This window comes from Phormidesmis sp. 146-12, assembly GCF_052939495.1.
Window position 1 is genome coordinate 139,898 of the sequence record NZ_JBJPHS010000001.1, and the last position, 12,985, is coordinate 152,882.

The window sequence follows — 12,985 nt, forward strand, 5'->3', positions numbered from 1 at the left end:
TACTTCGCTCCGACTGCAAATTCGGGAACGCCCCCTAAATCCCCCACAAGTGAGGGACTTTGAACTGGAATTCTTGTCTTAAAGTCCCCCAATTTTGGGGGGTTGGGGGGCAGTAGCGCTAAACAATGAAGCGAAAAACTTTATTGAATTGATATCACTTTTCTTATGCAGACTTTTATTACACAGCTTCGAGTTCGACATTATGAAATGGATGCTTTAGGACATGTTAATAATGCAGTTTATCAACATTATTTAGAACAGGCGGCGATCGAGCATTCTGAACATCTGGGCTTTTCGCTAGAACGATACAGAGAACTGGGTGGCGTTTTTGTGCTGCGGCGAGTTGAGATTGAATATTTGAGTTCGGCGATCGCAGGTGACAATTTAGAAATCAAAACTTGGCTAGACACCATGAAGGGCACTCGCGCCACACGCCACTATGAGATTCGGAGACAGGGTGAAGAAATGTTGTTAGTAACGGCAAAAGCGCTATGGGTTTGGGTCGATGAAACAATGCGCCCTCGACCGATTCCCAAAGATTTTTTGACTGCATTTGGCATAGTTTCTCCCTAAATCACAGCTTGGATGTTGCGGAGTCACAAGTTTTGCTAATTTCTCTATCAGATTGGGCAAGATTGGAGAACTTTACGATCGACCTTCTCCGTGAATTGCACGTTTGCCCCTGTATCTAGTCAAGACCTCCTGCTAGAGAGGAAACTCTGATGCCCTCTACTAATTCGCCCTCTATCCTGCGCAGGAATGATCTGTTTATTTCTTATTCTCGTCGAGATAAGGAATTTGTTCAAATCCTGGATGCTGCCTTTCGCAAACTCAACCGCGATCCGTGGATCGATTGGGAAGACATTCCGGCTGGGGAAGAATGGCGCAAAGCGATCGCGCACGGCATTGAGAATGCAGACACCTTTATTTTTGTGATTACGCCTGATTCGGCTGCTTCTAAAGAATGTATCAAGGAACTCGAACAAGCGATCGCATTAAATAAACGCATTATTCCGATCGTTCGTCGCGAAGCAACAGGCGTACACCCAGTTTTAGCCGAGTTGAATTGGATCTTTTTTAGAGAAAATGATGACTTTAACATTGCATTTCGCAAGCTGATTAAAGCAATTAATACCGATTTAGCGCATGTGCAAGCTCACACTCGGTTACTGCGTCGAGCGATCGAATGGGAACACGGACGCGATGACGGATTTCTCTTGCGCGGAAAAGATTTGAAATCGACTGAAGAATGGTTAGCACAATCAGGAAAGAAAGAGCTGATACCGACAGAGTTACAGCACAAATACATTACCAAAAGTCGTGAAGTTGAGGCGGCCGATCAGCGACTTGCAGACGTAGGCCGTAGAGCAAAACAGATCGTTCGGTTGAGCGCGATTCTCTCTTTGGCGAGTTTGATCAGTGCAACCGTTGCGATCGTATTCGCAGTTCATCAAGCCAATCAAACGATCGACGAACGCAATCAACAAATCCAACAACTCAACACCAATATTGAAGCTAGAAAGAGCCAGATCGAGGGGCTAAATCTACAGCAGCGAAGACTCAATCAAGACAAAACCGTTTTGATCAAACAACTTAAGAAGTTTGGCTTTACTGATAAAGGAGTCGAAGATCTGTTGGCCAGTTCTCCCGCAGAACAAGATTATCGAGTCGAGCAGATCAAAAAGGCTAACGACAGCTATCGTCAAACTATTGAAAAACTTGCGGCTCAAACGGATGGAAGCTCGATCGCCGAGACAACGCCCTCATCTGAAACGATCGCTCCTGTACCCTCTCCGATGCCTTCTACAACCCCTGCTGCGCCTGACCAAACTCAAATCATGGTGCAGAAATCTCAGCCAATTACAGTTGAATACTATCCCAAAGATGTTGACCCAGAAGCACTACAAGCAACGCTAACCAAACTGGGATTTAACCTGGAGATTAAAAAACCAGAAGTGACTGACATTCCAATTAACATTCTTTTCTATGGCAAAAATGTTAGTGAAGATAATGTCAAACTGGTGGCCTATACCTTGATTCGGGCAGGGGTGCAAATTAAAGCGATTCAGCCTTTTACAAGACTGGCCGACGAGAAAGCGATGGTTATTCAAGTGGGTGCGCTGTCAGGACTAGAAGATAAGCCAGCCTTGGAGGTAGAAGAGATCCGATCGCAGTCCCTTCCTTTACCGCGTTAGAGAAGACGCAGACTTTAATGAATTCTACATCTTCTCTGTTGGCTATATTCTGTTGGCTATGATCCGAATTCGATGAGATTTATCGCTTCGTTATCAGCCCTTCTGCCCCCCAACCCCCCAATTTTGGGACTTTTAGATCAGATTCCCGGTTCAAAGTCCCCCAGCATTGAGGGATTCAGGGGGCTACCCGGATTAATCACCGTATCGAACAATTTCATCGAATTCACGTCATACCCAATCAATTTGTTAATGCTATAGATCCTTCGCCCCCTAAATCCCCCATTCTGGGGGACTTTGAGAATCCGATACTTCCGCAAAGCTGACGGTGTACAATCACATACGCCTCTGAAGTTATTACGCCTAATACCAAATCAACCAACAAACGATACTCATAAAAATCAGTTAATTAACCGATTTCCATCTCTCAGATTTGAAAAAAACCTATCAGGAAAGCCGTTTCAAAGTCCCCCAAAATGGGGGATTTAGGGGGCGAGGATCTGTATCAGTAACTAGTGAATTTGGTATAACTTTAGATGGAAGTCCTCGGAGTCTGATTTCCTAGATCAGATTTCGGGGCGCTTGATCCACCTGCGGAATATCTTACACAAATTTTTGGTTTTTTGGAATCCTAATTTTTTGAGAAGGAGCGATCGCGGTTAGTGCAGAGTGAGCGATCGTTTTTTGACTGTCGATTTTGAACAAACAAAGCTCTTTAGTTATAAGAAATACTGAAGATTTTGCAACCCCTGATTTGCACCGAAGTATCATTTACGTAGTTCGGCTTAGATTCCTCAAGGAAGCTCTAGGTGCAGGCTATCGGAATAACTCGCAGGTTTTGGGAATCAACCTCAAGGCAAGTGTTCATTTATTAGGTCATTAGACTGCTCAACTTACTGTAGAAGCGCAGTTATAAGATTGTTGAAGCATAGTTGCCTTATCCATTAAAAATTATCCTCAAGGGTACTACGAGAGGCTAAATCTAAGACACATACTGGAAGTAAATTTACCCATCAGCAATGAGAACGCTCGGAATTTTGTCTGTCGTTTTGTCTGTCTATGATCATTTGCTTGCAAGCACTTACACTGTTGATCTTTTAGTTGGGGATCTACCTATCAAAAATTAATTGTTGAATTACCAAACGTGGAGGAAACCATGAACCATAAAAAAGAATGTAATTCGGCTGGTTTAGATATGACAGAAACTAAACTTGAATCAAGAGCGATTGGAAAGAATTCAAAATTTTATGAGAAGACTCGTTGGCTCGTTTTTTTCTCAACCACTGCTTGCGCTATAAGCTTCTTGCTGCCCATCTCTGCGATCGCAGCACCTGTCATGACACGCTTCAAACCTAACGAACACGGCTTCAAATTCACAAACCGTTTCAAAAACATTTTCATTAGCGAACTCAATTGGACAACAAGTGGGCTATGCGGTGGAATGGCCTATTCTGCACTTGACTATTTCAATGCTCGAAGCCAAATTCCGCAGCAAGACTTCATGCCTGCTGAAGGGACAACCCTGCAAAGCTATCTCTACAATCGTCAGGTCAACTCGATCGAGCGCAATATTGATAAGTGGGCAGAATATGGGTTCAATCCCGGTGGGGCACGTAATCGCGAGTTCTTCAACTGGGGGCTTCAGTTTGGGGGAGGACGATTGGGAGAGCTGCGCCAGCGTCTTGACCGAGGACAGCCTGTACCCCTAGGTCTGCAATCCTGCGGTAGCGATTGTGGATGCCCAAAAGGTTGTCCTGGCAGCCACCAGGTACTTGCGATCGGGTACGATTTGGGTGACTACACAGGCAATCTTAATGCTAATGCTGAAGATGTTTCGATTTTTGTGTATGACCCCAATTTCCCGAACCGAATCTTAACACTCAAACCCAACGTGGCAGGTGCCATGTACACTTACGCAGAAGAACCCAACAAACGCTGGCGTGCCTACTTTGTCGATACCAAATACTCGCGTGCTACGCCACCAACCGTTACAGACCGACCAAATGAGTTAGTCGTCCAGTTTGATACGGGAAGTGACGATTTGCGCGGTGGCAATGATAATGTCCATCTCTCACTGATTTTACGCACAGGTACTTCCATCCGGTTTGATAATATCAACGATCGCAAACGCTGGATTGACAACTCAAGTCAGTCTGTATCACGAACTCTACCCGCAACCCTCCAACCTGAAGATATTCTCGGTGTTAGGTTGGAAACAACCTTTAGCGGTGGAATTGGTGGCGACAACTGGAATCTTGATGGTTTGCAGGTGAGAGTGCGACTAGGGGGCAAGGATCGGACGCTACTCACTCAAAAGGGAACACCGCTTTTCCGATTTACTGGCGATCGGCGTGTTCGCGAGTTTCGCTTCTGAGGGTTGCATTGTAAGATCCTGATTAGCTTGCATCTACCTCGCAGGTCTAAAAACTGTTGCACCGTATTGTTTAAATGGACTAATACCAACCATTAAAAGAAATCTGTTTAAGGTGGAGAGTGACTACTGATGCCTAAGACATCTTCAGAAGATCAAGAGAATCAGTCTAAGAAGAATAAACTTGACCCAACTATCTTTGTGGCGATCGTCACTTTGATTGGAACAGTGATGACTGCTGTATTTGCCAGCCCTGTGCTAATCGCATGGATTCAGAGAACACCTGATGCAAAGATCGCCTCTCCTCAACCAACATCTGAGCCGAGTGTTACCCCTAATCCTGAGAAGCCAACCAGTAAACCATCGTCTTCACCGGATGTGATTGCAACAAACACACCAGCGCCAAAATATACCCAAACAGTCTGTATTACATCGTTAGACAATCCTCAAGCACCAGTTGCAGTCGATGCAAATTCTCTCAGCTTTAGTGGAGGTTCTCGGTTACCTTTAGTGAGTGGTCAATTGATTCCTTTTACTAACATGAAGCAATTTCAGGTAACAGAAGTAACCACAAGTCCGCCGCCCGTCATTAGCGTGACTTCTATAAAAGTTGTGATCACATTATTTGATGGCACGATCGTATCGGATGCTCTAAACGGTAATGGGTATTTGAATGGCAAAACAAAATTCGGTGGGTTTATTAAAGCTCTCGACAAAATCAAGAAGGTTGAGTTCAAAGAACAGGCTGCTTGTTAGTAAACAATAAAGTATATATGCTCTGTGTGCAGGTTAGACGTAATCTACAGATTGTATTTTAGTTTGTAGAATGCTCTAGCGACTCCATAAACCTGGTTCGATCGCTTGCAAAAACACATCTCCAAAACACACTACTCTGCACAAACAATCCAAACCACACAATTAGAAGTGCTGTCAGATCAATGTTCAACTTGTCAAAGACAGCAAGACAATCACCAAAGCCACAATAGATGCTAAAAATAACGTGAATTCGATGGAATCTTTCGCTGCGGTTATAGATCCAGGCAGCCCCCTAAATCCCCCAAAATTGGGGGACTTTGAACGAGAAATTTTGCCCGAAAGTCCCCCAATTTTGGGGGGTTGGGGGGCAGAAGCGTTGAGTAACGAAGCGGAAAACCTTTGTCGAATTCACGTTAAAAATAAAGTCGATCAAATTCATATTAAAAGTTCATATTAAAAGTTCATATTAAAAACAACTCCCCCCATGCACAATGACCCTTGAGAGGAGTTGTTCATTAGACAGTGCTAATCAGAGCTATGAACTTACGGAGCCGGAACCGCAACCCGATTATCAGGAACAATCTGCGTCTGATACGAAAACACCTCGCGACTACGCGGATTGACCGTTACCTTGAGCCACTGCACGTCGTTGTTGCCAGTTGCCGCACTATTGCCAAAGGTTTCAACACGAGTGAAATTCTCTAACCGTCTGCCTTGAGCATCCAAGAATGGTCTATCAATGCGGTAATAGTGCGAGTCACCATGCACGTAGGCGATTGGCTTACGAAAAGCAACCACCTCGGCGCGCAATGCTAATAAAAATTCTTGGAAGCCATCGGGCTGTCCGTCCGTCTGGGCAAGGGTTCTTGGGTCACGCAAAGCCGCTCTGGTTCCGTCGCTGAGATCCCACCCCGGATTGGCTTGAGAAATCAACATCACCGCCACCGAGTTACGTGCCTTTGCCACTCTAAAGGTCTCTTTCAGCCAGGCGATATTAGCTGCATTTCGGGCTGCATACTCCTGTGGGTCAGGCGCAGTGTCGCACAGGTTGTTACACGAACCCTGAATGTTGAGTGTTGCATAAGTCACTCTACCAACTTCCCAACGGCGGTTTTCGACACAGGGCACGGCACCCTTTACACCGAGACATAGAGGCCCTTTTTGAACTGCCTGAGCCAGTTTACGCTGACCAAGAGAAAACCTTGTGCTAAAGAATAGTTCTCTTTGACGATCGAGACGTTCGCGCGAGTTAAATGCACCATTTGAGGGGCGATCGCAGTCAGTCCAATCGTTGTCGCCTGGTGTGAAGATCGCGGGAGCTTTCAAATCGTTGAAGTAGCGAAGCGACTGGATAAAGAGAGCATCGTCGCAGGTAGTTGGCGTGACCGAGTTGGGCGTGGAGTTGCCTGCTTTCAGGTCGCCGTTGTGGGCTGTGAAGGCTAGTTTTTGCGCGTTCATGTCAGCAATCAGGTTGGGTACGCCTGTCTGCGCCTGCACGTCTGAGTAGGGTAAATCGCCCCAAAGTCCGATCGCGTATGATTCATTTCCGCCTTTGTTCTCTTTTTGGTTAGCCGATGCAAAACCGATCGTAGAACTTGTTAGAAATGGTACAGCCAGCGCCAGTACACACACTTTACGTAGCAAACGCACCGTGGTGATGCGTTGAAACACTAAGTAGCCAAGCTTTGTCATCATCGATATCCCTAATTATTCTCTAAATCCGTGAGCGTCATTTTAGACAGGTAGCCCCGACCCGTTGCACTCTAGGTAGAAAATTAGATTACCGGATTGTTCAGGATAGATGGGTTACGACTGGGTTATGGACGGGTTACGAGTTCACTTTTTTATCAGTACTTTACAGATACTTCACAGATACTTCACAGATAGTTTACAACTCCTTCACAGACCATCTCCAGGTTTCTGGTTCCTCTCGGCTACTTGTTCTCAATTCTTTGAATATTTTGAATATAGAGATTGTGTCGTTGGTAATGATTAGTTGGCGACGAGTTCTTTGAGCGTTGTTTCGACCGATCGTGGGTTCCATCCGAGTTCTTTTCTGGCTTTGGCACCTGTGACACGGACACAGCGATCGTAGACATAGTGCACTCGCTCACGGTCGATCGGGGGTTGCCAGGAGAGCGATCGTCCGATTCCATCTAACACGGTTCCGACGACGCGCACGATCGATTCGGGCACTTCATATGGGGGAGAAATTCCGGTTTCTTGGCTAAAAACTTGGAACATGTCGCGAGTGGATAAATCGCCCGCTGACGCAATATAGTAGTCGCCCGGTTTGCCCTTTTCGGCTGCGAGGATCATCAACTCTGCCAGATCATCAACGTGAACTACACCCGTAATGCGATCGCCGCCTGCCCAAACTTTTAAGCGCCCCTTGAGAAAGGAATTGAGGACGGGCATAAAGTGAGGATCGTCGAGTCCAAAGATTCCAGAGGGCATGACGCTGACGATCGGAAAGCCTTGAGCAGCGGCTTGATCAACGAGTTGTTGTGCTTCATATTTGGTACGATCGTAGGCTGAAGAAAAGTTTTTTTGAACTCGTTGAAAGGTCTCATCGATGACTTTGCCTTGAGTGTCACCAAAAATGCCGATCGTGCTGCAATAAACCATCTTTGAAATGTTGGAAGATTGAGCAACTTGGAGGAGCGATCGGGTGCCTTCAACGTTGACTTGTTCCATTCGGGCCGCATCGACTAAACCCAATTCAACATAGGCTGCCGTGTGGAAGATCGCATCGACTTTTTGAATGGCTTGTTGGAGAATGGAGCGATCGGTAATATCGCCATAGATCAACTCAACCTTTGTACCTGCCAATCGGGATAGATCACTTGATTTTCTTGCCAATCCAATGACAGAATCTCCTCGTTTTTCTAGCGCTTTGACGAGATGAGACCCTGTGAAACCGTTTGCCCCTGTTACAAATGCTTTCATCTGAAATAGTCCTCTGTTTTGTATCAGGTTAAACTAAGCTTTTTTCATACATTCGGTAGGTTTTGTAGATCTTTCCACCAGACGCTTCGATCAGTTTACGTGAGGGAGAATTGTCTTCATAGACCCAGGAAAGTTCTGCTCGTTTGTAGGGTTTTCCTTTTTTAATTCCGCCCGTCATTCCTAAATAAATTAGCCCTAACGGAACCATTTTTCGCCTAAATTCTGGAAGCGAACAGATGGCGATTACTCTTCCTTGATCGATCTGTCTACGGTGCCAGAGAAACTTGAGGATTCCTAACCAATTCAATTTACCATTGACGTGTTTGAGCGCAATATTATAGTCAGGCAATCCCATCCAAAAGCCGATCATTTCACCATTGTATTCGGCGATCGGAAACACGTCTGGATCGACTAAACTTTGCAGCGATTTTGCTTCTTCTAAAAATTCTTCCTGAGTGCGCGGGGTCGAACTCCAGTTATTAGAAAAGGCTTTGGTAAACAACTGATAGAGGCTAATTGCATCTTTCTCAAATCCTTCTTTTGTATTCAAAGGACGAAACTTAACGCCTGATTTGCAAGCAATTTGATAGCCTTTTTCAAACTCTGGAGGCAACGGTTTATCTAACCGAAAATCATAAGCGTAGGCATCTTTTGCTTTGTGCCAATGATCTTGCTCTAAAAATTGCGGGTAGTAAGCGGGATTGTAGGGCATCATCACCATCGGCGGCGAGTCAAATCCATCAACCAAGAATAGACAATTGTTGTGAGTTGAAAGGTCGATCGGGCCTCTCACTCTCGTCATTCCCTGTTCTTTTAGCCATTCACCCGCCGCATTCAACAGAGCTTGTGCCACTTCAAACTCTTCAACACATTCAAAGAAACCAAAGATGCCGATCGCCATGCCTTCCCTTTCAACCAAGCGATCGTTAACGGCTGCAACAATTCGCCCGATCGCTTTCTGATTTCTAACGGCGATAAATTGCTGAAGTCTGCCGTATTGAAGAAAGGGATTGTCTGCCGCAAACTTTTTGGCTACATCACTTCGCAGCGGAGCCACCCAATTGCGATCGTTGGCATAAACGATATCAGGCACTCTCAAAAATAGGGCTTGTTCTGCTGAATTCGTGACAGGAATAATTTGAAAAGTAGGAGATGATGCAGCGTCTATAGAATTTATATTGACAGAGGGTTTCATGAGTATATAACCTCCTCTAGAGTTGTTGCTGAAGAATATACCAGGCTTTTAGCAGGCGACTGAGCGAATTCGCAAATTTATAAAACAAGCGATCGCCCCCTCGTTTAGAAGCGATCGCCTGTTCACCCATTAAACACCCAATCTGAAATTGTCTAAGCGCTAATCGTGGGTTGGTAAACCAGATCGCGACTCTTGACCATACCCGTCACCAAGCGATCCATCTCTTCTTTGGTGTGCAGGGCGTTGACGGTGATCCGAATACGAGGCTTGGCGATAAACCAGATCGGAGACACCCAGATGCCAAAGTCCATCAACTCCCTAGCATATTCTTTGGGGTTGAGTTCGGGGGGCAACAACACAGGCACGACGTTGGTTTCGCCGATCGCCACAAAATCATTGGCCGCAAGGTGCGATCGCAGATATTTCGTGTTTTCCTGCAAGCGCTCTACCCGTTCTGGCTGATTGGCGACGAGACGAATGCTCTCTAAAGCGGCGGCCGCGGTCGGGGCAGGAAGCGAAATCGTGCCGATCGAAGTCGGGGACACATTCAACAGCGGAATCAGTTCCGGTACATGAGAACTAATCGCCGCCCCCGCTGATGCCGCAAACTTGGAAAACGTCGTCATGATCAACGGATTGACACCACGCGCGATCGCATCTTGAGGCTTGAGACCAAAGTATTCGTAAATGCCTCGACCTGTGGCTCCGATCGCTCCACTCGCGTGAGCCTCATCCATGAGCAGGGTGCTATCTGGATAATTCTCCAACACGTCTAACATCTGAGGCAGAGGCGCAATGTCACCATCCATTGAGAAGACCGCATCCGAAACCACCATGATGCGATCGTCCGGTTGAGCATAGCGTTTTAGCTTTCGAGCCAGATCCTCTACATCACAGTGACGATACGCCCGCACCCGCACCCTTGCACTATGCCCAAACATTTTTCCAGAACGAGTGCCCGCATTCGCCAGAGCCGTCACGATACAGCCGTGGTTCAACACATCCGTCAAGATCAGCGTTTCGCGGTTGTTTTGAAAGCCAGGAACCGGAATCGCCAGATGACAAAAGGCATCCATCAGCGCCTGCATCGCCATCCAAGCGTTGAGAAATAGCTGCGTATTCGGCAAATGCTTGAAGGCAGAAATTTCGTTTTCTAGCTGACGGTGGAGATCGATTCGACCGCTCAGTACCGATGTAGAACTATTGGACGTTCCGTACTGCAAAATGGCATCGATCGCCGCCTGTTTGACCGATTCTTCCTGGGTTAGCCCCAAAACGTCATTGGTACAAAAGGTGAGAACGGTACGGCGTTTGCCCGTTTCAGCCTCTTCAATTTCAACAAAGTTTCCTTGGCGTTTATGGCAGATGTACTCGTCGGGGTCTAATCCGCTTTCGTACCAGCGCCGCACATACTCCTTGACAACTTGCACAGTTAGCTCCTCTCACCTTTCTAGATCGCGATTCCTCTGAAAAAATCCACCTGAGCAACCCCTTGCGGGTAACTCGAAGCGACCCCTTGCGGGTAACTCGAAGAGATCGCTTTGACTCAACAGTATATTTGCCTGCGAAAGATTTCGCTTATCAATCAGATACAAAGCTGGATATTAGAAACATGCATTTGATCGTCAATTGTCTGAATACAGCTTATCAGTAAGCACTCGAAGTCAGGAGGTACAAACTAATGATTCACAAAAAAAGACCGCCTGAGCCTCATAGCCAGCCGTGAATGACTGGGGGTACGACTACTCACAATAGGACGGTCTCGAACAGGATTTAGTTGCAATGAGCGATCGGAAGGAATGGACAAAATGCAAGTTTCTCAAATGCAAGTTTCTCATCAGCAGTGAATCAGAGACGGTTAGACAACAACGCTCAGGGGAGCGATCGTCTAAAAATGGGCCGTCCGCATGTCTCCTAAATTTACGTTGGTTCGATGAAGTTCTTTCGCTGCGTTGTTGAGATCTTCTGCCCCCCAAGCTGCCAATTTTGGGGGACTTTTAGACAAGATTTCTGGATCATCGCTGATAACCGCAGTGAAAGATTCGATCGAATTTACGTTAAATTTCTGCGACCGCCCGTTCGATCAAGCGTCGCGCCAGGGTTTGCGTTCCGGTGTGGGTGTAGTATTTGACCGCCACATCTAGAAATGCGCCCACGTAGTCCAGTTTGTCGGCGGAGATATCGACGTACTTTTTGACGTTGCTCAACAGACTTTCTTGGGTCAGATTGCGAGATCCGACAAAATCGCCCATCCAGCCCTTTACCGAGTCAAAACTTTGGGTAATGAATCCCAACTGACCCGCAGGATTGCCACCGGGAATCAGCGGACTGACGCTTTTAAAGGTCTGGTTTTTTTGCAGCTCATCCGGGCTGGTTTGAGAAATTGTAGACAGCCCCATGTTGATAAAGTCTGCGCCCAGCGGAATGATGCCGTCAAAGCAGACCAGGGCGGTCATTCGCATCAGAGACTCGCCGCTATAGTCGCCCAACGCCCCCAAAAAGTCGCCAATGCTATCACCCGGAATGCCGTTAATCTGGCAAAAAGCCACCAGTTCGACGACCAATTTGATCGTCAGGTCGAGACTCTGGACTTTTTCTGGCTTGGGGGTCAAGTTGCCCAAAAATCCTAAAAATGAGATGTCTTGACCAATTTTGTTGGCCATGGCTGCCGCGCCCAAAGCTCCTGCTGCATTGTCTACGGTCTGATAGAGCCACATCGCCCGCTGATAGCCCTGAGATTCGTCATTGTAAAGGTAGACGGCTCGATCGCCGATCGCCTGGATCATGGCATCATCGCTTTCACCCGTCACCGCGCGAATCGTATTGGTAAAGCCTGTCAAATTTTGCCACTGACCTGGAATCACAAAATCCAGCGAGTTGAGCGCTGTCACCGTGGTGCCGCCTTTGGGCAATTCGTCCACCAGTTCAAAAATGGGTTTGCTCATGAATGCTCCTAGCTAATAACGGTTTTTAGGTCTTTTCAAGGGTTTCTAGCTGAGTTTTTCTAACCCTTTGAGGTTAAATTTTTGTAGCCAAGCTTCGCGATCGGCTGGGGTAAATGACGGATCGCGGGACTGAACTTTGACCTGATATTTGCCTACAAGCACGCTAGTAGTTTGGTTGCCCAGAGTGACCATTGGGTAGCCGCCGATTTTTTCGGTACTCTTGGTGTACTTTTGTGCCGCTCCAGCAATACCCGTCGTATCGTTGATCGAGAGCATCGCTACATTTTTGCCACCTTTATTGAGTTTTGCTGAAGCAAACCCTTTTTTCTCTTGAGAGAAAGTACGACTGTAGCCCGCACTGGCAGCCGGGAAAAATTTATTAAATTCACTGCCCTGAGTCGCATCTTTCGCAACCGCAGTCACGCCTTTTTGAGTGCTTTCTTGTTGAGCTTGAGAAAATTGAGAGGGCGCTTTTGGCTGGCAGCCCGTCACCAACAGAACGACAGAGAGCAAGAGGGCAACCCCGACTCTGCGCCAGTGTTGAACAGTCATTTGGTTAGTTCTCATAAGATGTGAT

General features: G+C 46.7%; 10 protein-coding genes. 4 read left to right on the forward strand and 6 right to left on the reverse strand.

The features are described from left to right. Positions 1–165: 165 nt before the first annotated feature. From ACKFKF_RS00550 to ACKFKF_RS00565, 4 genes are all read left to right on the forward strand, one after another. Positions 166–573, forward strand: a complete 408-nt coding sequence (locus tag ACKFKF_RS00550; RefSeq protein ID WP_446865901.1) for an acyl-CoA thioesterase — start codon at positions 166–168, stop codon at positions 571–573. A gap of 149 nt (positions 574–722) precedes the next feature. Continuing rightward, positions 723–2,195, forward strand: coding sequence for a TIR domain-containing protein (locus ACKFKF_RS00555; protein ID WP_446865902.1), 1,473 nt, complete (start codon positions 723–725; stop codon positions 2,193–2,195). A gap of 1,333 nt (positions 2,196–3,528) precedes the next feature. Beyond that, positions 3,529–4,566, forward strand: a complete 1,038-nt coding sequence (locus ACKFKF_RS00560; protein ID WP_446865903.1) for a hypothetical protein — start codon at positions 3,529–3,531, stop codon at positions 4,564–4,566. A 129-nt stretch (positions 4,567–4,695) separates the two neighbouring features. Continuing rightward, on the forward strand, positions 4,696–5,319 hold the full coding sequence (locus tag ACKFKF_RS00565; protein WP_446865904.1) for a hypothetical protein: 624 nt from the start codon (positions 4,696–4,698) through the stop codon (positions 5,317–5,319). Positions 5,320–5,862: 543 nt separating this feature from the next. Here the strand turns inward: ACKFKF_RS00565 and ACKFKF_RS00570 are convergent. From ACKFKF_RS00570 to ACKFKF_RS00595, 6 genes are all read right to left on the reverse strand, one after another. Beyond that, positions 5,863–7,011, reverse strand: a complete 1,149-nt coding sequence (locus ACKFKF_RS00570) for a hypothetical protein (protein ID WP_446865905.1) — start codon at positions 7,009–7,011, stop codon at positions 5,863–5,865. A gap of 300 nt (positions 7,012–7,311) precedes the next feature. Beyond that, the gene (locus ACKFKF_RS00575; protein WP_446865906.1) at positions 7,312–8,268 is read right to left on the reverse strand and encodes an NAD-dependent epimerase/dehydratase family protein; all 957 of its coding nucleotides are present in this window, start codon (positions 8,266–8,268) and stop codon (positions 7,312–7,314) included. 28 nt (positions 8,269–8,296) lie between these two features. Beyond that, positions 8,297–9,463, reverse strand: coding sequence for a hypothetical protein (locus ACKFKF_RS00580; RefSeq protein ID WP_446865907.1), 1,167 nt, complete (start codon positions 9,461–9,463; stop codon positions 8,297–8,299). A 152-nt stretch (positions 9,464–9,615) separates the two neighbouring features. Then, positions 9,616–10,893 (reverse strand): aminotransferase class I/II-fold pyridoxal phosphate-dependent enzyme, encoded by a 1,278-nt coding sequence (locus tag ACKFKF_RS00585; RefSeq protein ID WP_446861644.1) that lies wholly within the window; start codon positions 10,891–10,893, stop codon positions 9,616–9,618. A 627-nt stretch (positions 10,894–11,520) separates the two neighbouring features. Next, entirely contained in the window at positions 11,521–12,408 is an 888-nt protein-coding gene (locus tag ACKFKF_RS00590; protein WP_446865908.1) for a hypothetical protein, read from the reverse strand. A gap of 45 nt (positions 12,409–12,453) precedes the next feature. Then, the gene (locus ACKFKF_RS00595) at positions 12,454–12,960 is read right to left on the reverse strand and encodes a hypothetical protein (RefSeq protein WP_446865909.1); all 507 of its coding nucleotides are present in this window, start codon (positions 12,958–12,960) and stop codon (positions 12,454–12,456) included. Positions 12,961–12,985 lie beyond the last annotated feature (25 nt).

Coding starts and splice junctions, on each gene's coding strand:
- ACKFKF_RS00575 (WP_446865906.1), bottom strand. CDS start 8,268: ATGAAAGCATTTGTAACAGGGGCAAACGGTTTCACAGGGTCTCATCTC.
- ACKFKF_RS00590 (WP_446865908.1), bottom strand. CDS start 12,408: ATGAGCAAACCCATTTTTGAACTGGTGGACGAATTGCCCAAAGGCGGC.
- ACKFKF_RS00565 (WP_446865904.1), top strand. CDS start 4,696: ATGCCTAAGACATCTTCAGAAGATCAAGAGAATCAGTCTAAGAAGAAT.
- ACKFKF_RS00570 (WP_446865905.1), bottom strand. CDS start 7,011: ATGACAAAGCTTGGCTACTTAGTGTTTCAACGCATCACCACGGTGCGT.
- ACKFKF_RS00580 (WP_446865907.1), bottom strand. CDS start 9,463: ATGAAACCCTCTGTCAATATAAATTCTATAGACGCTGCATCATCTCCT.
- ACKFKF_RS00560 (WP_446865903.1), top strand. CDS start 3,529: ATGACACGCTTCAAACCTAACGAACACGGCTTCAAATTCACAAACCGT.
- ACKFKF_RS00555 (WP_446865902.1), top strand. CDS start 723: ATGCCCTCTACTAATTCGCCCTCTATCCTGCGCAGGAATGATCTGTTT.
- ACKFKF_RS00595 (WP_446865909.1), bottom strand. CDS start 12,960: ATGACTGTTCAACACTGGCGCAGAGTCGGGGTTGCCCTCTTGCTCTCT.
- ACKFKF_RS00550 (WP_446865901.1), top strand. CDS start 166: ATGCAGACTTTTATTACACAGCTTCGAGTTCGACATTATGAAATGGAT.